31 protein-coding genes are annotated in these 25,051 nt (G+C 64.8%); 16 read left to right on the top strand and 15 right to left on the bottom strand.

Features of this window, described 5'->3' with window-relative positions; translation table 11 throughout:
- Positions 1 to 6 precede the first annotated feature (6 nt).
- Genes glmS through glmU form a run of 4 tightly spaced genes read right to left on the bottom strand, consistent with a single transcriptional unit; the run spans position 7 to position 3,834 of the window.
- Positions 7 to 1,830: a glutamine--fructose-6-phosphate transaminase (isomerizing) gene (gene glmS, locus U1738_RS04295; RefSeq protein WP_332787772.1), complete on the bottom strand. Its 1,824-nt coding sequence runs from the start codon at positions 1,828 to 1,830 to the stop codon at positions 7 to 9.
- A gap of 15 nt (positions 1,831 to 1,845) precedes the next feature.
- Positions 1,846 to 2,211, bottom strand: coding sequence for a type II toxin-antitoxin system VapC family toxin (locus tag U1738_RS04300; RefSeq protein WP_332787773.1), 366 nt, complete (start codon positions 2,209 to 2,211; stop codon positions 1,846 to 1,848).
- On the bottom strand, positions 2,211 to 2,441 hold the full coding sequence (locus tag U1738_RS04305) for a CopG family transcriptional regulator (RefSeq protein ID WP_332787774.1): 231 nt from the start codon (positions 2,439 to 2,441) through the stop codon (positions 2,211 to 2,213). Before U1738_RS04305 ends, U1738_RS04300 begins: the two co-directional genes overlap by 1 nt.
- A 25-nt stretch (positions 2,442 to 2,466) precedes the next feature.
- On the bottom strand, positions 2,467 to 3,834 hold the full coding sequence (gene glmU, locus U1738_RS04310; protein WP_332787775.1) for a bifunctional UDP-N-acetylglucosamine diphosphorylase/glucosamine-1-phosphate N-acetyltransferase GlmU: 1,368 nt from the start codon (positions 3,832 to 3,834) through the stop codon (positions 2,467 to 2,469).
- 61 nt (positions 3,835 to 3,895) lie between these two features.
- Between glmU and U1738_RS04315 the strand changes: the two genes are divergently transcribed.
- Complete coding sequence (locus tag U1738_RS04315) at positions 3,896 to 4,579, top strand: HAD-IA family hydrolase (protein WP_332787776.1); 684 nt, start codon at positions 3,896 to 3,898, stop codon at positions 4,577 to 4,579.
- A 58-nt stretch (positions 4,580 to 4,637) separates the two neighbouring features.
- Here U1738_RS04315 and U1738_RS04320 read toward each other — a convergent pair whose 3' ends face one another.
- The 7 genes from U1738_RS04320 to U1738_RS04350 all read right to left on the bottom strand — a co-directional run bounded on the left by U1738_RS04320 (position 4,638) and on the right by U1738_RS04350 (position 8,480).
- Positions 4,638 to 4,958, bottom strand: a complete 321-nt coding sequence (locus U1738_RS04320; RefSeq protein ID WP_332787777.1) for a hypothetical protein — start codon at positions 4,956 to 4,958, stop codon at positions 4,638 to 4,640.
- A gap of 45 nt (positions 4,959 to 5,003) precedes the next feature.
- On the bottom strand, positions 5,004 to 5,210 hold the full coding sequence (locus tag U1738_RS04325; RefSeq protein ID WP_332787778.1) for a hypothetical protein: 207 nt from the start codon (positions 5,208 to 5,210) through the stop codon (positions 5,004 to 5,006).
- Between the two features lie 210 nt (positions 5,211 to 5,420).
- On the bottom strand, positions 5,421 to 5,855 hold the full coding sequence (locus U1738_RS04330; protein ID WP_332787779.1) for a DUF4019 domain-containing protein: 435 nt from the start codon (positions 5,853 to 5,855) through the stop codon (positions 5,421 to 5,423).
- Positions 5,856 to 5,919: 64 nt separating this feature from the next.
- Positions 5,920 to 6,921, bottom strand: coding sequence for a nucleotidyltransferase domain-containing protein (locus tag U1738_RS04335; protein ID WP_332787780.1), 1,002 nt, complete (start codon positions 6,919 to 6,921; stop codon positions 5,920 to 5,922).
- Positions 6,918 to 7,790 (bottom strand): HprK-related kinase A, encoded by an 873-nt coding sequence (locus tag U1738_RS04340; RefSeq protein ID WP_332787781.1) that lies wholly within the window; start codon positions 7,788 to 7,790, stop codon positions 6,918 to 6,920. The genes U1738_RS04335 and U1738_RS04340 overlap by 4 nt, the downstream gene beginning before the upstream one ends.
- Positions 7,787 to 8,062 carry an HPr-rel-A system PqqD family peptide chaperone gene (locus tag U1738_RS04345; RefSeq protein ID WP_332787782.1) on the bottom strand — a complete coding sequence of 92 codons (276 nt, stop codon included), beginning with the start codon at positions 8,060 to 8,062 and terminating at the stop codon, positions 7,787 to 7,789. The genes U1738_RS04340 and U1738_RS04345 overlap by 4 nt, the downstream gene beginning before the upstream one ends.
- Positions 8,063 to 8,066: 4 nt before the next feature.
- Positions 8,067 to 8,480 (bottom strand): hypothetical protein, encoded by a 414-nt coding sequence (locus U1738_RS04350; protein WP_332787783.1) that lies wholly within the window; start codon positions 8,478 to 8,480, stop codon positions 8,067 to 8,069.
- 81 nt (positions 8,481 to 8,561) lie between these two features.
- Between U1738_RS04350 and U1738_RS04355 the strand changes: the two genes are divergently transcribed.
- From U1738_RS04355 to U1738_RS04410, 12 genes are all read left to right on the top strand, one after another.
- Positions 8,562 to 9,755: an ATP-binding protein gene (locus U1738_RS04355; protein ID WP_332787784.1), complete on the top strand. Its 1,194-nt coding sequence runs from the start codon at positions 8,562 to 8,564 to the stop codon at positions 9,753 to 9,755.
- Positions 9,756 to 9,888: 133 nt separating this feature from the next.
- Positions 9,889 to 10,929, top strand: a complete 1,041-nt coding sequence (locus U1738_RS04360) for a substrate-binding domain-containing protein (RefSeq protein WP_332787785.1) — start codon at positions 9,889 to 9,891, stop codon at positions 10,927 to 10,929.
- Positions 10,929 to 12,305: a phosphate ABC transporter permease subunit PstC gene (pstC, locus tag U1738_RS04365; protein WP_332787786.1), complete on the top strand. Its 1,377-nt coding sequence runs from the start codon at positions 10,929 to 10,931 to the stop codon at positions 12,303 to 12,305. The genes U1738_RS04360 and pstC overlap by 1 nt, the downstream gene beginning before the upstream one ends.
- Positions 12,298 to 13,569 (top strand): phosphate ABC transporter permease PstA, encoded by a 1,272-nt coding sequence (pstA, locus tag U1738_RS04370; RefSeq protein ID WP_332787787.1) that lies wholly within the window; start codon positions 12,298 to 12,300, stop codon positions 13,567 to 13,569. Before pstC ends, pstA begins: the two co-directional genes overlap by 8 nt.
- On the top strand, positions 13,566 to 14,324 hold the full coding sequence (pstB, locus tag U1738_RS04375; RefSeq protein ID WP_332787788.1) for a phosphate ABC transporter ATP-binding protein PstB: 759 nt from the start codon (positions 13,566 to 13,568) through the stop codon (positions 14,322 to 14,324). The genes pstA and pstB overlap by 4 nt, the downstream gene beginning before the upstream one ends.
- Before the next feature lie 14 nt (positions 14,325 to 14,338).
- A complete protein-coding gene (phoU, locus tag U1738_RS04380) occupies positions 14,339 to 15,031 on the top strand; it encodes a phosphate signaling complex protein PhoU (protein ID WP_332787789.1) in 693 nt (230 codons plus the stop codon).
- Between the two features lie 4 nt (positions 15,032 to 15,035).
- A complete protein-coding gene (gene phoB, locus U1738_RS04385) occupies positions 15,036 to 15,728 on the top strand; it encodes a phosphate regulon transcriptional regulator PhoB (protein WP_055777837.1) in 693 nt (230 codons plus the stop codon).
- A 142-nt stretch (positions 15,729 to 15,870) separates the two neighbouring features.
- Positions 15,871 to 16,164, top strand: coding sequence for a hypothetical protein (locus U1738_RS04390; protein ID WP_332787790.1), 294 nt, complete (start codon positions 15,871 to 15,873; stop codon positions 16,162 to 16,164).
- 152 nt (positions 16,165 to 16,316) lie between these two features.
- Positions 16,317 to 16,592: a hypothetical protein gene (locus U1738_RS04395; protein ID WP_332787791.1), complete on the top strand. Its 276-nt coding sequence runs from the start codon at positions 16,317 to 16,319 to the stop codon at positions 16,590 to 16,592.
- Between the two features lie 96 nt (positions 16,593 to 16,688).
- Positions 16,689 to 17,588 carry an SDR family NAD(P)-dependent oxidoreductase gene (locus tag U1738_RS04400; RefSeq protein WP_332787792.1) on the top strand — a complete coding sequence of 300 codons (900 nt, stop codon included), beginning with the start codon at positions 16,689 to 16,691 and terminating at the stop codon, positions 17,586 to 17,588.
- Between the two features lie 198 nt (positions 17,589 to 17,786).
- Positions 17,787 to 18,569: a PEPxxWA-CTERM sorting domain-containing protein gene (locus U1738_RS04405; protein WP_332787793.1), complete on the top strand. Its 783-nt coding sequence runs from the start codon at positions 17,787 to 17,789 to the stop codon at positions 18,567 to 18,569.
- A gap of 218 nt (positions 18,570 to 18,787) precedes the next feature.
- Positions 18,788 to 19,858, top strand: a complete 1,071-nt coding sequence (locus tag U1738_RS04410; protein WP_332787794.1) for a hypothetical protein — start codon at positions 18,788 to 18,790, stop codon at positions 19,856 to 19,858.
- Positions 19,859 to 19,976: 118 nt separating this feature from the next.
- Here the strand turns inward: U1738_RS04410 and U1738_RS04415 are convergent, their stop codons facing one another.
- A complete protein-coding gene (locus U1738_RS04415) occupies positions 19,977 to 20,324 on the bottom strand; it encodes a DUF2794 domain-containing protein (protein WP_332787795.1) in 348 nt (115 codons plus the stop codon).
- Positions 20,325 to 20,342: 18 nt separating this feature from the next.
- Positions 20,343 to 21,023, bottom strand: a complete 681-nt coding sequence (gene epsC / locus U1738_RS04420; RefSeq protein WP_332787796.1) for a serine O-acetyltransferase EpsC — start codon at positions 21,021 to 21,023, stop codon at positions 20,343 to 20,345.
- A 160-nt stretch (positions 21,024 to 21,183) separates the two neighbouring features.
- Here epsC and U1738_RS04425 point away from each other — a divergent pair, with 160 nt between their 5' ends.
- Complete coding sequence (locus tag U1738_RS04425; protein WP_443026969.1) at positions 21,184 to 21,954, top strand: sulfite exporter TauE/SafE family protein; 771 nt, start codon at positions 21,184 to 21,186, stop codon at positions 21,952 to 21,954.
- Positions 21,955 to 22,086: 132 nt separating this feature from the next.
- On the opposite strand, the gene ahpD is transcribed toward U1738_RS04425, so the two are convergent.
- Both ahpD and U1738_RS04435 read right to left on the bottom strand, forming a co-directional pair.
- The gene (gene ahpD, locus U1738_RS04430; RefSeq protein ID WP_332787797.1) at positions 22,087 to 22,608 is read right to left on the bottom strand and encodes an alkylhydroperoxidase, AhpD family; all 522 of its coding nucleotides are present in this window, start codon (positions 22,606 to 22,608) and stop codon (positions 22,087 to 22,089) included.
- A gap of 145 nt (positions 22,609 to 22,753) precedes the next feature.
- Positions 22,754 to 23,296 carry a peroxiredoxin gene (locus U1738_RS04435; protein WP_332787798.1) on the bottom strand — a complete coding sequence of 181 codons (543 nt, stop codon included), beginning with the start codon at positions 23,294 to 23,296 and terminating at the stop codon, positions 22,754 to 22,756.
- A gap of 152 nt (positions 23,297 to 23,448) precedes the next feature.
- Between U1738_RS04435 and U1738_RS04440 the strand changes: the two genes are divergently transcribed.
- Both U1738_RS04440 and U1738_RS04445 read left to right on the top strand, forming a co-directional pair.
- A complete protein-coding gene (locus U1738_RS04440; protein WP_332787799.1) occupies positions 23,449 to 24,348 on the top strand; it encodes a hydrogen peroxide-inducible genes activator in 900 nt (299 codons plus the stop codon).
- Positions 24,349 to 24,424: 76 nt separating this feature from the next.
- Positions 24,425 to 25,048, top strand: coding sequence for a fasciclin domain-containing protein (locus tag U1738_RS04445; protein WP_332787800.1), 624 nt, complete (start codon positions 24,425 to 24,427; stop codon positions 25,046 to 25,048).
- The last annotated feature ends 3 nt before the right edge of the window (positions 25,049 to 25,051 follow it).

The raw sequence follows: 25,051 nt of genomic DNA on the forward strand, positions 1-25,051 counted from the left end.
CGCCCTTCACTCCACCGTCACCGACTTCGCGAGATTGCGCGGCTGGTCGACGTCGGTGCCCTTGATCACCGCAACGTGGTACGCAAGCAACTGCACCGGCACCGCATAGACCAGAGGCGCGATCAGCGGGTGGACCTTGGGCATGGTGATCGTTGCCATGCAGCCCTCGCCTGCCGCCTGGATGCCGTCGTAATCGCTGATCAGCACGACCTTGCCGCCCCGCGCCTGTACCTCCTGCATGTTGCTCACGGTCTTGTCGAACAATGGCCCCGATGGCGCGATGACGATCACCGGCACGTTCTCGTCGATCAGCGCGATCGGCCCGTGCTTCATTTCGCCCGCAGCATAACCTTCGGCGTGGATGTAGCTGATTTCCTTAAGTTTTAGCGCACCTTCCAGCGCCAGCGGATAATCCGTGCCGCGCCCGAGATACAGCACATCGCGCGCACCAGCGATGTTGTGCGCCATCGCCTCGATCGCCTCGTCATAGGCGAGCGCGCCGTTCAGCGCGGCAGGTGCCTCGGCCAGATGCTTGACGATCGCCTTCTCGGCGGCGGCATCCAGTTTGCCCTTGGCGCGCGCCAGATTTGCGGCGAGCGCGGCCAGCACCGCGAGCTGGCACGTGAACGCTTTGGTCGAGGCGACGCCGATCTCCGGCCCGGCATGCGTCGGCAACAGGATATCCGCCTCGCGCGCCATCGAACTGGTCGGCACGTTGACGACCACCGCGATCGTCTGCCCCTCCGATTTCGCGTGGCGCAGCGCCGCCAGCGTGTCGGCGGTCTCGCCCGACTGGCTGATGAACAAGGCCAGCCCGCCTTCCTCCATCACCGGCGCGCGATACCGGAATTCGGAGGCGACATCGAGATCGACCGGCACGCGCGCGAACTGCTCGAACCAGTATTTCGCGACCATCCCGGCATAGAAGCTGGTGCCGCACGCCACGATCGTCACGCGCCTGATCTGCGACAGGTCGAACTCGGGGATCGGCAGCGTGACGCGCTCCTCCATCCGCTGGAGGTACGAGCGCAAGGTCTGCGCGACGACGATCGGCTGTTCGTAGATCTCCTTCAGCATGTAATGCCGATGGTTGCCCTTCGACACGAGATCGCCGGTAACGCCCGAGATCGTGATCGCGCGTTCGACGGGGTTGTTCTCGCGATCATAGACCTGCGCGCCCTCGCGCGTCAGGACGACCCAGTCGCCCTCGTCGAGATAGGAGATGCGTTGCGTAAGCGGTGCCAGCGCCAGCGCGTCGGAGCCGAGATACATTTCGCCATCCCCGTGGCCCACGACGAGCGGCGAGCCCAAGCGCGCGCCGATCAGCAGATCGGGATGTTGGCGGAACAGGATCGCCAGCGCGAAAGCGCCGTGCAGGCGCGGCAGCACCTCGCGCACCGCATCCGCCGGTGCCATGCCGGCCTCGACCTTCTCGCTGATCAGATGCGCGACGACCTCGGTATCAGTCTCGCTGGTGAACACTCGACCTCGCGCGATCAGTTCGTCGCGCAGGGGTTTGAAATTCTCGATGATGCCGTTGTGGACGACCGCCACTTCGCCTGTCGCATGCGGATGCGCGTTATTGGTCGTCGGCCCGCCATGCGTCGCCCAGCGCGTGTGGGCGATGCCGGCATGGCCGGGCAGCGGATTGGCGGCGAGTTCCTTGGCGAGGTTGATCAATTTGCCCGACGCGCGGCGGCGGTCGATCTGCCCGTCATGATCGGTGGCGATGCCGGCCGAATCGTATCCGCGATATTCGAGCCGCTTCAGCCCGTCGAGGAGGCGATCCGCGACGTCTTCATTGCTCAGGATGCCAACGATGCCACACATGGACTATCTCTTACGCTAGAGGGTGTAGGGAACGCGGATGCCCGGCATATCGATCGGGAAATCCTTGGTATTGCGGGTGACGAGGATGGCGTCGTTGACGCGAGCGGTCGCAAGGATGAGTGAGTCGAACAACTTGATCCGCATGCGATAGCGGATGTCGGCCGCAGCAAGCGCGATACGCTGATCGATCTCTACGATTTCGAAAGGATCGAGCACCTGTTGAATCTGACCACGTGTCTCCAGTGGCTCCCCGGCGAGGATTTCGGTCCACACGACGCGGCTGATGCGATGGCGCGGATACCGGTCCAATTCGATGATCGCCGGCGAACGATCGAAAAGCCAGTCGATCAGGATATTGGTGTCGAAAAACGGGTCCGACATCAATCGATCGTGCGATCTTCGCGCATCGCCTGCTGATACTCCACCGCATCGCCAATATCGCTACGATTTTTCCAATAACCAGCGCCCCGCTTGATCCAATCATTATTCGATTCAGCGCGGAACGCGCTCACCGCTTCGCGGACGAGTGCCGCGCGCGACTTTTTTTCCTCACTGGCCCGGACATCGAGCCAGCGAATATCGTCTTCGGGTAGGTCGATCAGCGTACGCATGATATTCCGATATCATATTGCGATATCACTTGCCAGCCTTCTTCGCGCTCATCGCCTCGCGAAAGCGTTTGGCCCAGCCGGATTTGGACTTCTGCTCGGGTCTAACCAAGCACAGCGCATCCGCCTCGACATCCGCCGTCACCACCGATCCCGCGCCGACGATCGCGCCAGCGCCGATCGTCACCGGGGCGACGAGCGCGCTGTTCGATCCGATGAACGCGCCCGCGCCGATCACCGTCCTGTACTTGAAATAGCCGTCGTAATTGCAGGTGATCGTGCCCGCGCCGATATTCGCGCCCGCGCCCACGTCCGCGTCGCCGAGATAGGTGAGGTGATTGGCCTTGGCTCCCTCGCCCAGCACCGCCTTCTTCATCTCGACGAAATTGCCAACCTTCGATTTCGCACCCATCACCGCGCCGGGCCGGAGCCGGGCATAGGGGCCGACCTCCGCCTTCGCACCGACGCTCGCGCCTTCGATATGGCAGAAGGCGTGGATCGTCGCGCCGTCGGCGATCTGCACGCCGGGGCCGAAGAATACGTTCGGTTCGATCACCACGTCGCGGCCGATCCTCGTGTCGTGCGCGAACCACACCGTGTCCGGCGCGATCAACGTCGCACCTTCGGCCATCGCGGCGGCGCGGCGCTTGACCTGCCAGGATGCCTCGACCGTCGCCAGTTCGGCGCGGCTGTTGACGCCGGCGACCTCATCCGCATCGGTTTCGGTCACGACCGAGAAGCCGCCCTCGGCCTGCGCCAGCATCACGACGTCGGGCAGATAATATTCCCCCGCCGCATTGTCGTTGCCCACCTTCGCCAGCAACCGGAACAGGTCGGCCGACCGCACCGCCATCAGCCCGGAATTGCACAAGGTCTCGGCCAGTTCGGACGGAGACGCATCCTTGGCCTCGACCATCTTGACGATCCGGCCCGCTGCATCGGCGATGATCCGCCCATAGGCACCCGGCACGTCGGGCCGGAAGCCCAGCACCACCGCGGTCGGCGCATCGTCCGCCTGCAACATATCGAGCATGCGCCGCATCGTGGCCGACGTGACCAGGGGCACGTCGCCATAAAGGATCAGCACGTCGCCGTCGAAATCGGCCAGCGTGGCCTGCGCCTGCAATACGGCGTGCGCGGTGCCGAGCTGATCCGCCTGCACGGCCGTCGCGATGCCGAGCGGCGCGACCGCCGCCTCGACCTGCTCGCGCCCCGCGCCCGTAACCACGACGGTGCGCTCCGCCCCCAATTCCGCGACCGCCGCCGCCAGATGCAACAGCATCGGCCGCCCGGCGATCGGGTGGAGCACCTTGTGCAGATCGGATTTCATGCGCGTGCCCTTGCCGGCAGCAAGGACGATTGCGGCGATCGGGCGGCTCAGGGAGGGCTGGCTCATACCCCTGCCCTGCCACGACAATATTGCCAATTCCATAGCGATGCTGTCAGGCGTGCCGATCATGACGCATTTTTCATTCGCTATCGTCGGCTTCGATCTCGACGGCACCTTTCTCGACACCAGCGGCGATCTCACCGCGGCAGTCAACGACACGCTGGCATTCGCGGGGCGCAAGACGCTGAGCATCGAGCAGGTCAAGCCGATGATCGGCGGCGGCGCGAAACATATGCTGATGCTAGGACTGGAGGCGACCGGCGGCTGCGAGGCGGACGAATTCCGCACGTTCTACAAACGTATGCTCGGCTATTACGAGGCGCACATCTCGGTTCATTCGCAACCCTATCCCGGCGCGCTGGACGTGCTCGACCGGTTCGATGCGATGGGCGTGAAGGCGGCGATCGTGACCAACAAGTTCGAGGCGTTCGCGGAAAAACTGCTCGGCGAACTGGGCCTGCGCGACCGCTTCGCCACGCTGATCGGCGGCGACACAATGGGCAAGGGGCTGTCGAAGCCACACCGCGCGCCGATCGACGAGATGATCCGGCGCTGCGGCGGCGAAGTGGGCAAGACGCGCGCCGCCTTCATCGGCGATTCGATCTACGACATCATGGCGGCGAAGAATGCCGGCATCCCGAACATCGCGGTCAGTTTCGGCTTTCTGATTCAGCCGGTCGAAGAGCTCGGCGCGGACGCAGTGATCGACGGTTACAACGAACTGATCCCGACGCTGGAGCGACTCGCCTGACGCAAAAAGGGCCCTCACCGATTGGTGAAGGCCCTTCGATCTTCAAGCCGACGAACGCTTACTTCTCGCCATTGTCCTTCACGCCGACGACGGGAACGCTGATCGTTTCCTTCTCGGTCTTCACCTTGGGGACTGCGACTTCGGTCTTCTTGGTGCCGACGACCACTTCCTTCGAATCCAGATCGACCTTGGGCAGAGCGCCGCCCTTGACCGAGACTTCCGGCAATGCACCGGTCTTGGTCACATCCGCGCTCCAGAAGCCGGTGGCGAACAGCAGTCCGACGATCACCAGAGCGGCGACCAATACGATCGCGATGATCGTCCCGCCGCTGCGCTTCTTCACTACGACGGTTTCACGATCGTTTCTGTAGTCGGTCATTGTGTCTCTCCCTGTTTGTAACGGGGCTGTAACAGGGACTTGCGGTTATTGTTCCGCATCTTCGGACGCCCCGCACAAAACGCGTTCGCCCTTGAGGGCGCGTGGCTTGGTGAGGCCCAGCGTCTGCATGCGCGCGCGCGTCGCTTCCTGCGATCGCATGATATCGATCGCGATATCGCGAACACTTTGCCCGACCGCGACACGGCGGCGCAAATCCTCGACATCTTCGTCGGTCCAGCGTCGGTTAGCCATGATAAATCCGTCCTCTTCCATTCGACTTGATGGGACGGATATTTAAAGTATGCGGATGTCGAACGGCTGAATTCTCCTGACAGCTTATTGAAAGCTATCGGTCATCTTGCATTCATCCAGCACAGACTGATCCAGATATGGCGACACGGTGCGGCGGCAGGACCCTACCGACATGTAACGCAGCATCACGGCGGTCGATGAATGGCGTGCTTAGTTGAGCACTAAGGCGTCGGAGTTGACGTTGTAGCCGGCCAATTGCATCGCACCCTCCGATACCTTGAACACGAACGTCTCTGTCGCGCGACCGCGTTCGTATTTGGTGTCATACCCCACTGTCAGGAAATGACCGCCGGTATTGAATTGATCGTTCCAGCTCTGGCGCACTGCCCCTTTCGAGCGACCGAGCTTCCGGTGCACGGCACCTAGCAACGCAATAAGCTTGGCGGAGCTTGCAGAAGCTTTCAGGTCCGTGCTCGCCTGATCGTAGACCTGCTGGAACTCGCCCGCATCGATCATTCCATGGAACCGAGCGACCGCCTTGTCGGCGGTGGGCAAGTCTGCCCCGGCGGAACAGGCAGACAAGGCAACCGCCGCCCATAACATCCTCGAAGCTCGCATAATTGTCCTCTCTTTGTCGATTGCCATGCGCGAGCTTGCTACAGGATCGGTGGCAAGACAATCTGCCTGCATGGTTCAAGGATCGGTCATGTCATCCAGCGGATGGCCCCGCACCACCCTTGCGCCACTTGGTCCACAGATGCAGCGCGAGCATCGCCGGTGGCATGCGCAGCCAGTGCGAGCGGATGTAGAATCCCTGCCGCGTAAAGGCGCGCGTCGGCCAGCCCCAGCCGTCGCGCGCAGTGATACGGCGCAGGTAGAGCCGGTCGGCGAGCCCGATTCCGGCACCCTCGCCATACAGCGCGGCCGCGAGACGCAGCGCCCGCGCCGTTTCCTTGAGCAGACCGTGATGCGCCGCACGCTTGGCCAGCCCCGTCGTGCCGTATTCCTCGATCAGACAATGCACGTCCCACAGGTTGCGCATGCCGCCGGCCAGATCGCCATCGGCGAACAGATGCGCGGCGGCGTGGACCAGCATGTCGTTGGCGGAGAGGGTGCGCAGGCCCGGCGCGATCTCCACGCTGTCGGCCAGCAACCCCGCCGCATCGGGCGTGATCCGCGCCGTCAGCGGCAGGATCGTGTGATGAACATCAATCATCCGGTCCCGGTCGCGATGGATCAGCGGGGGGAGTTCGTGCATCCAGCGGCGATAATATTCGTCGTCATACGGGTCCGGCTTCACCCATTCCCAGCCGCTCGCGAGCAAGGCCGCCTCGACGCGATCGATCGCATCCTTCGGCACGAGGATGTCGAGATCGCCGATCGACCGCCCCTGCCCCGCCTTAAGCCCGGCGGCCACGAAGGCGGTGCCTTTCAACAGCACGACCGGCACGCCAATCGGCGTCAGCACGCGGCGTGCGACCTCCGCCTCCCACAGCGCCACGGTCCGGCCCTGATCGGCGGACGCGCGGACATCCTCCAAGATGCGCTGCACCGCGCCCGGCAGCTTCAGACCGTTCAGCCGATGCGCCAGCGTGCCGATCATCTGTTCGGCGCGCGCGATGGCGAGCAGATCGGTCCAGCCCGCCGCATCCAGCGCCAGCGTCTGGCCGGGCAGGCGCAGGGCGCACGCGAGGAGCCAACCGTCGCTCACGACGCTTGCCCCAGGGCATCCCACGCCGCCTCGACCTGAGCGATCGCGCTGTCGGTGTCGGGATAGTCGATCGCCAGCGCGGGCGTATTTTTCACCAGCCCGGTCAGCGACGTGAACCCACGCTCGCCCAGCGACACATAGTTGGTGGACGCCTGAGTCAGCCGCACGAACGCCTCGCTATGCGAGATCTCGCGCTGCGCCGGATCGAACCCGAAACTGGGGAACAGGACCAACGCCGGCTTGGCCGGCACAGACATCGCCGCGACCGCCTTGGCATCGGGCACGAGATGGCGGATGTCGCCCTTCGGAGTACCCGCCAGCAGCGGCCCGAACCGGCCCTCCGATGCGGCGCGCTCCACCACCCCGATCGCTGCATTCTTAAGGCTGACGAGGCGCGGAAAGGCGTGGATCAGCCCGGTCGCCGGATCGAGCAACGCGAATTCGTCGCCCATCAGCCGCCACCCGCGCAGCGACAACAACGCCGCCAGCGTGGATTTGCCCGCGCCCGACACGCCGGTCATTAGCAACGCCCGCCCGTCCCGCTCGACCGCCGAAGCATGCAGCAGCAAATACCGCCGCTGCCCCAGCGCCATCTGCAGGTTCATCCCCATTTCCGCGGCGAGCAGCCCCTGCGCAAGCGGCAGAGGCGCGGCCTCGGGCAGCACGAAATCGCCGCCGATCATCACCGCCGGCCGCACGAAGCGTCGCCACGGCCGCGCGGCGAACAGGCGCACGGTGAAATCGGGAACGCCGTCATCGGGTTGCGGATAGCCCGTGTAGAGATCGGCCAATTGCTCCACGGGCGCGCGCCAGTCCGAACCGACGCGAAACCCGACCGGGCCGATCTTGACGGAGAAGGCGTGCCTCATGCCGCCACCACCAGCCCGGCCGCGACGAGCTCGTCGAGCCGCGCCGCCAGCGCCCCCGCATCCAGATCGGGCAGATCGAATTCGGCCGCCAGAGTGTCGGCCAGTTCCACCAGCGTCATGCCCGCTTCGCCCAAGGTCGCCAGGATCTCCGGCGCGGGTGCGTTCAATAGGTGGGTGATGCCCGATGCGCGGTGATAGACGAGGGTGAAATCGTCGAGCCAATCGATGCGCAGCGTCTCCACGCGGACGCTGCGGAACAGCAGGTCGGCCAAAGCTTCAGCCGCGCGGCATCTGCAGCGAGGCGAAGCAGGTGAAGCCGCTGGTGCCCGACTGCAGCTTGCGGATGTAGCTAATATAGGCGCGGTTGGTGTCGTAATCCGTACCCGGCAATTGCCCGCCGGACATCGCGCGCTTCACGTCGGCGGCCTTGAACACTCGACCGTTGGCGGCGAACGATCCCGGCGTGCCGCGCGGCACGACCGAACCGTCGGCCGCGATCGCCGATCCCGCGCGGCCGGCATCCGGCACCGGAATCTCGCAAGCCATCACCGAGGCATTGGTCTGCGCGAGTGCCGGACGGATCGAGATGATCGCCGACGCGCCCACCGCGCCGAGCATCAGCGCACGACGCCCCAGCGCACCGGGTGCCGGCGTTTCTTCGTTAGGCAAAGGAGGAACGTCGTGCCTCATGCGACTAGCCCTTTCACAATCGTCCGGCCCACGCAAGCGACCCTATCCCGGTTAAGCACGTTTGCGCTAAGGCGTGCCATAATGGTTCAGGGGTTCGGCATACGCACGCTTACCGCGATCGGCATCGTCGCCGTGGCCGCGATCGCCGTTTTCCTGCTCGGGCATGATGTACAGGCGACCCTGGTCACGCTGATCGGCGGCGTCGCGGCGGTACTGACGGCGGCAGGCACGAGCGAGATAGCGGTCGATCCGGACCAGCCCCTTGCGACGACCGAACCGGCACCACCGGATCTGGGCGACGTGCTGGAGGCGATCGTCGAGCCGATCCTGATCGTGACCGAAGGCCGCGTGACGCAGGCCAACGCCCCGGCCCGCGCCTTGCTCGGCGGGCATATCGTCGGGCAGAACGTGCGCCTCGCCATCCGTCACCCGGCGGCGGCCGAGCGGCTGGTGGGGCCGATCGAATCGGGTAATGCGGAACCGATCGATCTGGTCGGCCTCGGCACGCTGGACCAGCGCTGGCAGATGCGCGTCGCATTAGGCACGGCGGGCCAGCGCATCGTCCACCTGATCGACCAGACCGGCAATTACGCCGCCGAGCGCATGCGCGTCGATTTCGTCGCCAATGCCAGCCACGAACTGCGCACGCCGCTCGCCTCGATCCTCGGCTATATCGAAACGCTGCGCGACGAAGCGGGCGAGGACGCTGCGCTGCGTGGGCGCTTCCTGAAGATCATGGACGACGAGGCGCGGCGGATGCAGCGGCTGGTCGAGGACCTCATCTCGCTCAGCCGGATCGAAGCGGAGAAATACCGCCTGCCGGACCGCGCCGTCGATCTCGCCGACCTGATCGGCGAGGTACGCGCGGAGATCGTCAAGGGCCAGATCGTGCTGGATCTCGGCGATGGGGTCTCGCCGGTAACCGGCGACCGCGTGCAGCTCAGCCAGATGCTCCACAACCTCGTCGGCAACGCGATCAAATATGGCCGCGCCGATGCCCCCGTCACGGTGCGGCTGTGGCAGGATGCCGGCATGGTGCGTCTGAGCGTAGCCGATCAGGGCGACGGCATCCCCAGCGAACACATCCCGCGCCTCACCGAACGCTTCTACCGCGTCGACCCAGGCCGTAGCCGCGCCGGCGGCGGCACCGGCCTGGGCCTTGCGATCGTCAAACACATCGTGGAACGGCATCGCGGCCGGCTGGACATCGCCAGCGTGGTCGGCACCGGCACGACGGTGTCGATCGTGCTGCCCGCGCATGGGGTCAAAGGGTAGCGCCCGAAGCCGCTGTCATAAAAACGCAATCTAACTGTCACACAGGCGCAGGAGCGACAGGCTAGGCGAGGTTCGCCGGGCCGATCGTCGCCTTCGCTGGAGACGTTCGTTCGTGCCGAGGCTGTTGCCCCTTATGCTCATCCCGCTCGTGCTGTCCGGCCTGACGCTGGCGGCGTGCGAGGATCAAGCGAGCGGCGGCGGGGCGGGGTCGCGCGATCATATCACCGCGGTCGGATCATCGACCGTCTATCCCTTTACTACGATCGCCGCAGAACAGTTCGTCAATTCCGCGCCCGGCATCAAGGCGCCGGTGATCGAATCGACCGGTACGGGGCCGGGGATGAAATTGTTCTGCGCCGGCGTCGGTGCCGGCCATCCCGATATCGCCGATGCGTCGCGCCGCATAAAGGCGTCCGAATACGCCATCTGCGCCCGGAACGGCGTGACCGACATCATCGAGATCCAGATCGGACTGGACGGCATCGCCTTTGCCGAGGCGAAGAACGGGCCGAAGATGCAGCTGACTCCCGCCGATCTGTACAAGGCACTCGCCGCCTCGCCCGGTGGACGGCCCAACACCGCGCGCACCTGGGCCGATGTGAATCCGGCCCTGCCCGCCACCCCGATCCAGGTCTACGGCCCGCCCGCGACCAGCGGCACGCGCGATGCGCTGACCGAACTGATCCTCGACAAAGGCTGCGAGGCCGTCGCGCCCCGCGCCCATGCGATGAAGGATACGAATCATGACGGCTATGCCGCGCTCTGCACCCGCATCCGCGAGGACGGCGCGTATATCGACGCGGGCGAGAACGACAATCTGATCGTCCAGAAGCTGCAATCCAACCCCAACGCGATCGGCATCTTCGGTTATTCCTATCTCGAAGAGAATCGCGACAATGTGAACGGCGTGCCGCTGAACGGCACCCTCCCGACCTATGCGACGATCGCCGACAATGCCTATCCCGGATCGCGGCCGCTGTATCTCTACGTCAAGAAGGCGCACCTGAGCGCGATTCCCGGCTTGGCCGATTTCCTGAAAATCTATGCCGGTTTGTGGAATCCGGGCGGGCCGCTCACCGCCAAGGGCCTGATCGCCGCGCCGCCCGCCGTGCGAGCGCAGGCGGCGGAAGTGGTGGCGAACGGAACACTGCTCGACCCCAAGGCGCTGCGCTGATGTCCGCCCTCACCCTCCTCTTCCTGATCGCCGGGCTCACCCTGATCGGCTGGCTGGCGGCGCGCGCGCGGGCCGCAACGTTTAAGCGTAGCAACGGCACGCGATTCAGTTCGCTGCCCGCGCATCATGGCACCTATGTCGCGCTGTGGACCGTGCTGCCCGCCGCTCTGTTCATCGCGATCTGGTCGTTCACCTCGCCCGCTTTGGTCACCGATGCGGTGCTGACCGCCCCCGCTGCACAGCAGCTCCCGCCCAAAGGGTTCGAGCGCGCGGCGATCCTGTCCGAGGCGCGCAATCTGGGTGCCGGGCGCGGCTTCGGCGCGTTTCACCCGCTCAGCCGCACGCTCGCCCCATATTACGCCGTCGCGCAATCGCGCTACGACTGGATCGGCAGCGCGGTCGCCCTGTTGCTCGCCTTCGCCAGCGGGGCCTGGGCCTATACCCGCGTCAAGGCGGGGTTCCGTGCCCGCAGCCGGATCGAGCGCGTGGTGATGCTGATGCTGCTCGCGGCGTCGCTAATCGCGATCCTCACGACGATCGGCATCGTCGCCTCGTTACTGTTTGAAAGCGCACGCTTCTTCCGCATGGTGCCGATCACCGATTTCCTGTTCGGCACGCACTGGAGCCCGCAGGTGATCAGCGCAAAGGATCCGGGCGCATCCTTGGGCGCGGTGCCGTTATTCTGGGGCACGTTCTTCATCGGCGCGGTGATCGCGATGATCGTCGCGATCCCGTTCGGGCTGATGAGCGCGATCTACCTGACGCAATATGCCGCACCCGCCGTGCGCAAATGGATGAAGCCGATCCTGGAGATGCTCGCCGGCGTGCCGACCGTGGTCTACGGCTATTTCGCCGCCTTGATCGTGGCGCCTGCGGTGCGCGATTTCGCGGTATCGATCGGTGTCAGCTGGGCCAGTTCCGAAAGCGCACTTGCGGCGGGCCTCGTGATGGGCGTGATGATCATCCCGTTCGTGTCTTCGATGGCCGACGATTCGATCGCCGCCGTCCCCGCATCGATGCGCGACGGCAGCCTGGCGATGGGCGCGACCAGTTCGGAGACGATCCGCAAGGTGCTGCTCCCGGCCGCTCTACCCGGCGTGGTCGGCGGCGTTCTGCTCGCGATCAGCCGCGCGATCGGCGAGACGATGATCGTGGTGATGGCTGCGTCCGGCGTTGCGACCATGACGCTCAACCCCTTCGCCAGCGCCACCACCGTGACCAAGCAGATCGTCGATCTGCTGACCGGCGAGGCGGAGTTCGATAGCGCCAAGACGCTCGCCGCCTTCGCGCTCGGCCTCACGCTCTTCGTCGTCACCCTGCTGCTCAACATCGTCGCGCTCGGCGTCGTGAAACGGTATCGCGAAGCGTATGACTGACACCGTGGCGGCAGAACGGGCACCTACCGACTGGCGCACGCAGGCGATGCAGAAGCGCATCCGCAAGCGCTATGCGTCCGAACGTCGCTTTCGCTTCCTCGGCCTGGCCGCCGTCGTGATGTCGGCAGGCTTCCTCGCGTTCCTGCTGATCACCATGTTGATCAACGGCTTGGGCGGATTCTCGCAGACCCAGCTCAAACTGCGGATCGATTTCCCGCGCGCCGGTCTGACGCTCGATCCCGCACGGCTGAAGGATTCGGGTGCCGATTTCGCCCTCGCCGCCGCGGGGATCGAAACCGCGACGGACAATGCCGCCAACGCGCAGTTCGGCGAGGACGGCTTCAAGCTGCTGTCCGACGGTGCCTGGCTCCGCGTGCGCGCGGCGGTGAAGGCCGATCCGACGCTTCTGCGGGGCGCGGCGATCATCAAGGTTCCCGCCTCCGACGCGATCGATCTCGCCGCCAAGGCGGAAGGCACGCCGCGGGCCGAGGCGATCGTCGCACGATTGGAGAAAACGGGGGTGATCTCCACCGGTTTCAACCCCAATTTCCTGACCGGTGCGGACTCCACCGATCCGACGATGGTCGGCATCTGGGGTGCGCTCAAGGGATCGCTGTTCACGATGATCGTGACGCTGCTGATCGCCTTCCCAATCGGTGTGCTCTCCGCGCTCTATCTCGAGGAATATGCTCCGAAAAACCGCTGGACCGACCTCATCGAGGTCTCGATCAACAATCTGGCCGCCGTGCCCTCGATCATCTTCGGGCTGTTGGGCCTCGCGGTGTTCCTCGGCACGTTTGGCCTGCCCCGCTCGGCGGCACTGGTCGGCGGGCTGACGCTGGCGCTGATGACCATGCCGGTGATCGTCATCGCCGGGCGCAACGCGATCAAGTCCGTCCCGCCCTCGATCCGCGACGCCGCGCTGGCGGTGGGGGCGAGCCCGATCCAGGTCGTGTTCCACCACGTCTTGCCGCTCGCCTTGCCCGGCATTCTCACCGGCACGATCATCGGCATGGCACGCGCGCTCGGCGAAACCGCGCCTTTGCTGATGATCGGCATGCGCGCCTTCATGGTCTCCCCGCCGGACCGCATCACCGATCCCGCCACCGTCCTGCCGGTGCAGATCTTCCTGTGGTCCGATCAGGTCAATCGCGGTTTCGTCGAGAAGACCAGCGCGGCGATCATCGTCCTGCTCGTCTTCCTGCTCGCGATGAACGGGTTCGCCATCTACCTCCGCAACAAGTTCGAGACCCGCTGGTCATGACCACCAAGATTTCCGCCCGTAACGTCAACGTCTTCTACGGCGCGAAACAGGCAATCAACGACGTGTCGATCGAGGTCGATCGCGATCACGTCACGGCCTTCATCGGCCCGTCGGGCTGCGGCAAATCCACCTTCCTGCGCACGCTCAATCGCATGAACGACACGATCCCCTCGGCGCGAGTCTCAGGCGACATCCGCCTCGACGACGAGGACATCTATGCCCCCGACATGGACGTGGTGCAGTTGCGCGCGCGCGTCGGCATGGTGTTCCAGAAACCCAATCCGTTTCCAAAGTCGATCTTCGAAAACGTCGCCTACGGCCCACGCATCCACGGCCTGGCCGGCAACAAGACCGATCTGGCCGGCATCGTCGAGACATCGCTGAAGCGCGCCGGCCTGTGGGAGGAGGTGAAGGACCGCCTGACCGAAAGCGGCACCGCTCTGTCCGGCGGCCAGCAGCAGCGCCTGTGCATCGCCCGCGCCATCGCCGTCGATCCTGAGGTGATCCTGATGGACGAGCCTTGCAGCGCGCTCGATCCGATCGCGACGGCGCGGATCGAGGAGCTGATCCACGAACTCAAGGGCCGCTACGCGATCGTCATCGTCACGCACAACATGCAGCAGGCCGCGCGCGTCTCGCAACGCACCGCCTTCTTCCATCTCGGAAGCCTCGTCGAATATGGCGAGACGTCGACCATCTTCACCAATCCACGGGCCGAACGCACCAAGGATTACATCACCGGCCGCTACGGCTGAGAAGGACCGCGCACGTGAACACTCATACCGTAAAGGCGTTCGACGAAGAGATCGGCGATCTGCGCGCGCTGATCGCCCAGATGGGCGGGATGGCCGAACAGGCGATCCTCGCCGCGGTCGAGGCGCTGCGTCGCCACGATCTGGAAGGTGCCGCCGCGATCGTCGCCGGCGACAAGGCGATCGACGCACTGGAAATGCAGGTCGAGAGCCTCGCGATCCGCATCATCGCGCTACGTGCGCCGATGGCCGACGATCTCCGCGAAGTGGTCGCCGCACTGAAGATCGCCGGTGTGATCGAACGGATCGGCGATTACGCCAAGAACATTGCCAAGCGCGTGCCGCTGATCGACGTGCAGGGCGACATGGAGCCGCTATCGGTGCTGCCCGCGATGGCCAATCTCGCCATCGCGATGGTGCACGACGTGCTCGATGCCTTCGCCGCGCGCGATGCCGCCGCCGCGCTCGACGTGTGCGAGCGCGACCGGCAGGTCGACGATTTCTACAACAGTCTGTTCCGGGTGCTCGTCACGCATATGATGGAGAACCCCAAGACCATCGGCCAGATGGCGCACGTCTTATTCATCGCCAAAAACCTCGAACGGGTCGGCGATCATGCGACAAACGTCGCGGAAATGGTCTATTATGCAGCGACCGGCACCCACATGGCCGAGCGCGATCGCAGTTCTTTCCAGATCAACGAAGGATAATCCGATGGCACGCGCCAAGATGTTGCTGGTCGAAGACGACGCCGCACTCGCGGAACTGCTCGTCTATCATTTCAAGCGCGAGGATTTCGAAATCGCGCATACGCCAGACGGCGAGGAGGCGTTGCTGCTCGCGCGCGAACGCGTCCCCGATATCGTGCTGCTCGACTGGATGGTCGAGGGGCTGTCCGGCATCGAGGTCTGCCGTCGCCTGCGCCGCAGCCCCGAGACGCAGAACGTGCCGATCATCATGCTCACGGCACGCGGCGAGGAGGAGGACCGGGTGCGCGGGCTGGAAACCGGCGCGGACGATTACGTCACCAAGCCCTTCTCCCCGCGCGAACTCGTCGCCCGCGTAGGCGCGGTGCTGCGCCGCGTGCGTCCGGCGCTGGCCGGCGAACAGCTCACTTATGCCGATCTCGAGATGGACACGGTCGGCCACAAAGTGCGCCGCGGCGGCGAGTTCATCCCGCTCGGGCCGACCGAGTTCCGGTTGCTCAAACATTTCCTCGAACATCCCGGCTGGGTGTTCAGCCGCGAACGCCTCCTCGACGCAGTGTGGGGCCATGACAGCGACATCGAGGCGCGCACGGTGGACGTCCATATTCGCCGCCTGCGCAAGGCGATCAACGGCGAGGATCGGCCGGACATCATCCGCACGGTGCGTTCGGCGGGTTATGCACTGGATACCGGGGCGTAGGAGTAGCTTCGGCATTTCCTCACCACTTCCCCGGCGAAGGCCGGGGAAGAGCCTAAGCGGGCGGACAAGGAATCCCCGCGCCAGCGAAACGATCCGCGCTCGCGTGCGTTGGGCAGCCGGTACACACTCGAGGAGACTTCCGATGAAGACGATTCTGATGGCCGCTGCCGCCCTGATCGCGATGCCGGCATTCGCGCAGACCACGCCGCCGCCGCCGCCGGCCCCCGATGCAGCGATGCCCGCGCCACCGGCCGATGCGCCCCCGCCGCCACCGGCCGACGCACCGGCATCACCGCCTGCGGCAGACGCACCGCCGCCGCCAGCAGCAGCGCCTGCTCCGATGGCCGCGCCCGCACCGGCCGCATCCACTACGCAATATCCCTATTGCTCGAAGACGGTGACCGATTCGTGCCGCGAGCGTAAGGGCCGCAAGTAAGCCCGATCGGCCGGCGTCCAGAAGGTGCCGGCCGTTTCATTTCGCACGCTAAAAAATTCGGATCGCCTGCGCAACGATGGAGCCATGACGCCCAACGTGCGTTGGGTGGAACGGAGTCGCCGAGACGCGACCCGTCCGCAGGAGACATTTAGATGAAAATTCTGATCCTCGCCGCCCTGACGATGGCCGCCCCCGCAGTCGCCCAGACCGCGCCGGATGCCGCCGCCTCGGAAGCGGCCACCGCAGCAACGCCGACCGGCGGCTATGGCCCGGCCAACACTCAGCTCGTCGTGCCGCCCGGCGCGCGGATCGTCTATCAGCAGGCGCCGACGCCCGATCAGGCCTATCCCGCGCCCGCGCCACTGGCAAAATATCCGGTGTGCAAGAAGGGCCAGACCGACCAGTGCATCGAGCGAGGCGGCAAGTAAGCCAGCACTCACAGGCGGGGTGGGCGTCTTCGTCCACCCCTTGCCACCAGCGACCGATAGCCTAGGAAGCGCTCACCATTTTGGGAGCGCTTTTCTATGTCTATCCGCTTCGACGACAAAGTCGCCATCGTAACCGGTGCCGGCGGCGGCCTCGGCCGAGCTTATGCCCTCGAACTCGCCAAGCGCGGCGCTAAGGTCGTCGTCAACGATCTCGGCGGATCGCGCGACGGCACCGGTCATTCCGACGCCGCCCTCAAGGTCGTCGAGGAAATCCAGGCGGTCGGCGGGACCGCGATGTCCAACGGCGGCAGCGTCACCGAATACGAACAGATGGTCGAAATGGTGGCCAAAGCCAAGGAAGCCTGGGGGGGCGTGCATATCGTCATCAACAATGCCGGCGTGCTGCGCGACAAAAGCTTCGCCAAGATGGAGCCGGCCGATTTCCGCTTCGTCATCGATGTGCACCTGAACGGATCGGCCAACGTCTCGAAGGCGGTATGGGACACGATGCGCGCGCAGAATTACGGCCGCCTGTTGATGACCGCATCCTCCACCGGCCTGTACGGCAATTTCGGCCAGGCCAATTACGGCGCGGCCAAGCTCGGCCTGGCCGGCCTGACCAAGACGCTGGCGATCGAGGGCGCGAAGAACAACATCAAGGTCAACACGATCGCCCCGACCGCGGGCACGCGCATGACCGAGGACCTGTTTCCGGCCGAAGCGTTCGCCGCCTTCGCGCCCGAGAAGGTCGCGCCGGCCGCGCTCTATCTCGTGTCCGAGGATGCGCCGACCAACATGATCATCGGCGCGGGTGCCGGCGTGTTCCAGGCCGCCTATGTCACGCTGACGCAGGGTAAGTTGCTGACCGGGGACGATCTTTCGCCCGAAGGCATCGCGGCGCATTGGGCCGAAATCACCGACCGCACCGGCGAACTGACCCCGCAATCGGGTTCTGAACAATCGATCAGCATCCTGAGCAAGCTGCAGGCGGGCTGATACTGACGGTTTCTTCGCGTCCCCGGCGCAGGTCGGGGACGCGACTGTCATCGGTTAGTAATCGAGATCTAAAGAATCGTCGCGACTGTGCCAATTCGGCACAAAAGGATGATTGATACTGCGCCGTAATGAGGTTAATATTCTCCTAATTCTGGCGTGCGCGCGGGGGCGTTGCACGTGTGTGTAAGGGGAGTAATCATGAAGAAGCTGATGATCGCGGCCGCAACCTTTGCCGCCGCTCTGGTGTCGAGCGCAGGCAACGCGCAGTCGATCAACGTGACGAGCTGGAACTGGTCGCCTGGTTTGGTCGTCGGCGACGTTCGTCGCTACACGCCGTCGTCGCCTAATTATCTCGCGCTGGACAATACCGGCATCGGCCAGTTCGAACTGGTCGGCACGACGTCGTACAACATGCCGGTCGATATCTTCAGCTATTGCATCGATCTCTACACCTCGATGTCGACGGGCTCGTACACCTACGTGACCGGATCGACGATCGTCCCGGACGCTTCGCGCCGCCAGCAACTCGGCGCGCTGCTGTCGCATTCCGCCACCGAGCTGGCCAACGCGACCGGCAATCAGAAGGTCATCGTTTCCGCCGCGACCCAGATGGCGGTGTGGGAAATCGTCTATGAAACGGCAACCAGCCCGTTCAACGTGACCGGCGGAGATTTCCGCGTCGGCAATTTCCAGAGCAGCGGAAGCTACGTCAATCTCGCCGCCAGCCAGTCGCTCGCCAACCAGTATCTCGGCAACGTCACCAGCGGATCGTGGCAGTTCCTGAGCAATTATCAGCTCAACTATCTGTTCGGCAACAACCAGCGCCAGAGCCAGGTCTTCGCCGTCGCCGTGCCGGAACCGGCCACCTGGGGCATGATGATCCTGGGCTTCGGCCTGATCGGCATGTTCCTGCGCCGTCAGTACAAGGCGTTCAAGGCACGGCTGCTGTTGCGCCACGAGGCGAAACTGATGCTGCGCTGATTTCCTTACTTAGCCCCTCCCCTTCAGGGGAGGGGTTGGGGTGGGGCCGTGCCGCATATTCTGGCGCTGGTCTCTTCGAGATTGAGACGCCCCACCCCAACCCCTCCCCTAAAGGGGAGGGGCTTTAGAAGAGTCCTCCCCCACCCTGCCCGAATTGCTGTATTGCTTCACCAATACACTAATGATATCCTCCCGCATACAGACAGGAGGATCCACCAATGTATAGCGAAAGCGATATCGACGGGGCGGTCACGGCCGGGGCGATCAGCGCGCAGGCCGCGGCGGCGCTGCGCAACCACATCGCCGCCGGGCGCTCCGCCCCCGCGGTCGATGAGGAAAGCTTCCGGTTGCTGACCGGCTTCAACGACATCTTCGTTTCGATCGCCGCCTTCGCCGTATTGCTCGGGGTCGGTTGGCTCGGGCGTTCGGTGCACGAGGCGCTCGGCGGTGTCGCGGTGGCGGCGGCAAGCTGGGGGCTGGCCGAATATTTCACCCGGCAGCGGCGCATGGCCCTGCCCTCGATCCTGTTGTTGATCGGCTTCATCGGCGGAGTCGCGGGTGCGTTGTTCGGTCTGGTCGTCGCCAATGGCGATGCGCTGCAGGCCTTCGTGCGCGATCACGCCGCCAACCATCCCGAACCGGTCGTCGGTGTGATCGGCGCGGTCATCGCCGCGATCACGGCCGGCGCGGCCGTGCTGCACTGGCGCCGCTTCATGGTGCCGATCACCGTGGCCGCCGGCGCGGTCGCGGTGGTCGCCGTGGTGATGGCTCTGGTCGTCGGCTTCATCCCCGCCGCCAAGGACGGCCTCTACTGGCTGGTGCTGGCATCGGGCATCGCCATGTTCGCCTTCGCCATGCGTTGGGATATGAGCGACCGCGAACGCCGCACGCGCCGGTCCGACGTCGCCTTCTGGCTGCATCTCGCCGCCGCCCCGATGATCGCGCACGCCTTGTTCAACATCCTCGGCGTGTTCGACGGGGCGATCGGCATTGGCATGGCGATGATCGTCATCGCACTCTACCTCGTGTTCGGGTTCGTCGCCCTGGCGGTCGACCGGCGCGCGCTGCTCGTCTCCAGCCTCGTCTATGTGCTGTACGCGCTGTCCTCGCTGTTCGAAACGGCCGGTGCGGTCGAACTGGCCTGGGCGTTCACGGCGCTGATCATCGGCTCGGCGCTGCTCACCCTCTCCGCCTTCTGGCACCCGATGCGCAAGCTGGTGGTCGGCACGCTGGGTGGCGTGGCCGATCGCCTGCCGCCGGTGGGACAGATGGTGCCGGCGAGCGCGTAATGAGCGCGTCATCCCAGCGTAGGCTGGGATCTTCTTGGGGCGGGCGCATCGTCCGCCCCATAGATACCCCAGCCTGCGCTGGGGTGACGATGTTGGGATGGTCAGCGGCGGGCGGGGTTCACTCCGCCACCAGCTTCATCAGCCGCCGCTCTACCGGGGCCAGCACCGGCGCCAGATCGTGCCCGCGCTTCAGCACCGCGCCGTTTTCGGCGATCAGCGCCCACATCCCCTGCCGGTTACGCAGCGCCGGGCGTTTCTCGATACGGAACTCCGGCCGCTCGGTCGCGCGGCGGAAGGCGGAGAAGATCGCGGCCTCGCGGCCCAAATCCATCGCATAATCCTTCCAATGCCCCGCCGCGACCATCCGGCCGTAAAGGTCAAGGATGCGGGTCAGCTCGGCGCGGTCGAACCCGATCTGGATCACGCCCCCGCGTGGCGGCACCGGAAAAGGCGTGACGACACCCATCAGGCGGCGACAATCCGATCAGGCACGATCGCGCAGATCCTCATTCTCGGCGAGGAGAGCATCGAGCCGCTTGCGCATCGTCTCCAGTTCGCAGCGGAGCAATTCCACCTTCTGGGTCTGCGGATCGAACATGTCGCTACACGGCGTACCATAGGCGAGGAAGCCGGGTGCCTTCTGCCCGCCCTCGACCATCGTCGCACGCGCCGGGATGCCGACCATCACCGCGCCCTCCGGCACCTCTTTGGTGACGACCGCGTTCGCGCCGACTCGCGCACCCTTGCCGACCAGGATCGGCCCGAGCACCTGAGCGCCCGATCCGATGATCACCCCATCCGCCAGCGTCGGGTGGCGTTTGCCCGCGACGCCATTGTCGGGGCTCGTCCCTCCCAGCGTAACGCATTGATAGATCGTGACGTTATCTCCGATCTCTGCCGTCTCGCCGATTACGACAAAGCCGTGATCGATGAAGAAATCGCGCCCGATCGTCGCGCCCGGATGGATGTCGATCGCGGTGAACATGCGCGACCAATGGTTGACCAGACGGGCAAGGAAGAACAACCGCGCCTTGAACAGGCGATGCGCGATGCGATGATAGCCGAGCGCCCAAACACCCGGATAGGTGAGGATTTCCCAGCGCGAGCGCGGCGCGGGATCGCGCACCTTGATCGAATCGAGATAAGCGAACAGCCGCTGTATCATCGTCAGTCCCCTAGTTTTCTGACGCGCTATCTAATCGTTCCGGACACCAAATTAAAGCACCGCCCCATCGTAAGTTTCTGGCGCCAAACCCTATCTTCCTTGTAGGATATCCGGCGTTGCGCGATTTCGACTGGATCGCGCCGTCAAACTAGGAATCGTCTTGGAGTCTTATCTGTCGGTCGCGACGCTCGAAGCCCTGCTGCCGTTCATCGCCGTGGGCTTCGCCGCGCAGATGGTCGACGGGGCGCTGGGTATGGCGTTCGGCGTGATCTCCAATTCGCTGCTGCTGTTCCTTGGCGTGCCCCCGGCCGCCGCATCGGCTGGCGTGCATACGGTGGAGACGTTCACCACGGCGGTGTCCGGCATCAGCCACGCTCTGCATCGCAACGTGAACTGGAAACTGTTCTTCCGGCTGATGATTCCCGGCGTGATCGGTGGGGTGCTGGGTGCGTACGTGCTGTCGAACATCAATGCCGCCACCGCCAAACCGTTCATCCTCGCCTATCTGGCGTGCATCGGCCTGTACCTGCTGTTCCGCGCGCTGCGCTATCCTCCGCGTGAGAAGGAGCCGAAGATCGTCGAACCGCTTGGTCTGGTCGGCGGATTCCTCGATGCGGCCGGCGGCGGCGGCTGGGGGCCGGTGGTGACGAGCAACCTGCTGGTCCAGGGTGCATCGCCGCGCATGACGGTAGGCACCGTCAACACGGCCGAATTCTTCCTGACCGCGACGATCTCCGCCACGTTCATCACGCAATTGGGGCTGGCGGCGTTCACAATGGCGACGGTCGGCCTGCTGATCGGCGGCGTGATCGCGGCCCCGTTCGGTGCGCTGCTCGCGCGGCGCGTGCCGGCCAAGACATTGATGTTCCTGGTCGGCACGATCCTGACGCTAACCAGCATCTTCAATCTTTACGTGGCGCTGTCGAAGTAAGGGGCTGTGCGCCATAGCACCTTCACCGTCATCCTGACGAAGGTCAGGATCCATTTCGCCTCAGTGGTGATCGGCTATTAGGCACGATGGATCCTGACCTTCGTCAGGATGACGGCCTCGTCGGCGGTGGCTTCAATTCAACGCAGCATGCACCGTCGCCACGGCCTTCATCACCGCGCCGATGCGTACCGACGTCTGGATCGCCTCCGCCGTTACACCGGCTTTCTTCAAAATCTGCTCATGGCTGTCGATGCACATGCCGCAGCCGTTCATCGCCGACACCGCCAGGCTGAACAGTTCGAAATCGGCCTTGTCGATGCCGGGCTGGCCGATCACGTTCATGCGCAGCTTGGCCGGCATCCGCTGGTATTCGTCGTTACCGGCAAGGTGCGTGAAGCGATAATAGACGTTGTTCATCGCCATGACCGCGGCCGCAGAGCGGGCCGCATTTGCCGCTTCGGGCGTCAGCTTCGGCATGCATTCCGCTTCCGCCGCATCGACCAATGGCTTGTAGCCCGATCCGTGTGCGCAGGTCAGCAACAGGCCGTATTTCTGCTGGTCCGGCAGGTGCGCCTCGTTGAGCAGCGACCCGACGTTGAGGCGGATATCCTTGGCGAAATCCGGGAGCGTCCCGGCGAATTCCTTGAGCGACATGATTTTCTAGTCCCAAAGCGCGTCACCCCGGCGCAGGCCGGGGCCGCTGGGTGTAAGGCACGCCCGGTGCCCGAAACGCAGCGGCCCCGGCCTGCGCCGGGGTGACGGGATGTGAGCCGGGGTGGAGACCCCGACCCGGTGAAGATTACGCGGCCAGTTGCAGGACGTCGTCGCCCTTGTTCCAGTTGCACGGGCACAGCTCGTCGGTCTGCAACGCGTCGAGCACGCGCAGCGTCTCGGCCGGATTGCGGCCGACGTTCAGTCCGTTGACCTGCACGGCCTGGATGACGTTGTCCGGATCGATGATGAAGGTCGCGCGGAACGCGACATGCTCGTTCTTGTCGAGAATGCCGAGCGCCGAGGCCAGCTTTCCGCCATTATCCGCCAACCACGGGAAATCCGCCGCCGCCAGATCGGCATCGGACTTGCGCCAGGCGAGGTGGACATGTGCGGTATCGGTCGATGCGCCGATCAGCACAGCGTCGCGATCCGCGAAATCTTCCTTCAGGTTGGCGTAACCCACGATCTCGGTCGGGCAGACGAACGTGAAATCCTTCGGCCAGTAGAACAGCACCTTCCACTTGCCGGGGAAGGAATCCTGGCTCAGCGTTTCGCCGGCCGGAAGCGCGTTGATGCCCTGCTGGACGGGAACGGTGAAGTCGGGGAGCGTATCGCCGATGGTAAGCATGTGAGGGGCCTTCCTTTTAAAAAGTCGGCCTTCGCAGTCCATCCTCGTGCGCGGCGCTTGAGTCGCGCCGTCATCGTTGCGGGATGTGTATAGACTGGCTTTTGATCGATCCAACGGGTTATTTGGCGGATCCCTGATCGAGTGGAGCGATGATGGCGACCTATCTGCCGACCCTGAAGCAGCTGCAATATCTCGTGACGCTCCGGGATCACGGCCATTTCGGCAGGGCGGCGGAGGCGTGCTTCGTCACGCAATCGACGCTGTCGGCGGGCATTCGCGAGCTGGAAACGCTGATCGGCGTGGTGCTGGTCGAGCGCACGCGCCGCGTGGTGCGCTTCACGCCGCTGGGCGAACGCATCGCCGACAAGGCGCGCCGGGTGCTACGCGAGGCAGAGGAATTGGGCGATCTCGCCCGCGCCGCCGGCCGTCCGCTATCGGGCGAGATGCGGATGAGCGTGATCCCGACGATCGCGCCGTTCATGCTGCCGCGTATCCTGCCCCGGCTGCGCACCGATTATCCCGATCTGAAGCTGTTCCTGCGCGAAGAGCCGAGCGGCCCGGCATGCGAGGGGCTGCACAACGGGCGCACCGACTGCGTGCTGCTGGCTTTGCCGTACGCGTGCGGGGAAGTTTCGAGCGAATTTTTGTTCGAGGATCGCCTGTTCATCGCCGGGCCGGAGGCGGAGCTTGGCGCACATACCTTGTCGATGCGGGCGGCGGATATCGACGAGACGCGGCTGCTGCTGCTGGAGGACGGGCATTGCCTGAAGGACCATGCGCTGGCGGCCTGCAACCGGCCCGAACTGCGTGCCGAGGCGACGATGATGGGCACGTCGCTGCACACGATCGTGCAGATGGTCGATAATGGCCTGGGGGTGACGATGTTGCCGGAAATGGCGCTGAAAGCCGGCATCCTGATGCATACCGGCCTCGCCGCGCGGCCGCTGGAGGCCGACAATCCCTCGCGCCAGATCGCCCTGGTGTGGCGGCGCGCATCGCCGCGCGAAAAGGATTTCCACCTGCTCGCCCGTGTCCTGGCCGAGGCGCACTGAGGAAACCATTCGCGATTTGGAACGTATCTTCCGGTGCGTGTCCCCCGGGACGCAGCGTATCAATCCGGAGAGAAACATGACTTTCATCGCCAAATTCCCGCTGGTCGCACTGGTCGGCGCACTGTCGATCACCGCCGCCTCGGCCCAGACCGCGGCACCCGCAGCACCGGCTCAGGCCGCGCCAGCCGCCGCCGCGCCCGCCCCTGCCGCGCCGAACCCCGCCGTCGGCGGTGCCGCCATGGATGCCGCCAAGACGATCGTCGCCAACGCATCGACCGCACCGAACCTGACCACCCTGGTCGCCGCCGTGAAGGCCGCCGGGCTGGCCGAAACTCTGTCCGGCCCCGGCCCGTTCACCGTCTTCGCGCCGACCAATGACGCATTCGCCCGCCTCGCCCCCGGCACGGTGGACACGCTGTTGAAGCCCGAGAACAAGGCTACCTTGGTGAAGGTGCTGACCTATCACGTAGTACCCGGCAAGATCACCGCGGCCGACCTGATCGCCAAGATCGATGCCGGTGGCGGCAAGGTGGTGCTGACCACCGTGGAAGGCGAACCGCTGACCGCCGCGAAGGAAGGTCAGGCGGTGTCGTTGACCGACGTCAACGGCAACAAGAGCTATATCGAAATCCCGGACGTGCGTCAGTCGAATGGCGTGGTGCATGTGGTGAACGGTGTGGTTTTGCCGAAGCTGAACTGATCT

It is taken from the genome of Parasphingomonas caseinilytica, from assembly GCF_036663755.1.
Lineage (GTDB): Bacteria > Pseudomonadota > Alphaproteobacteria > Sphingomonadales > Sphingomonadaceae > Sphingomonas.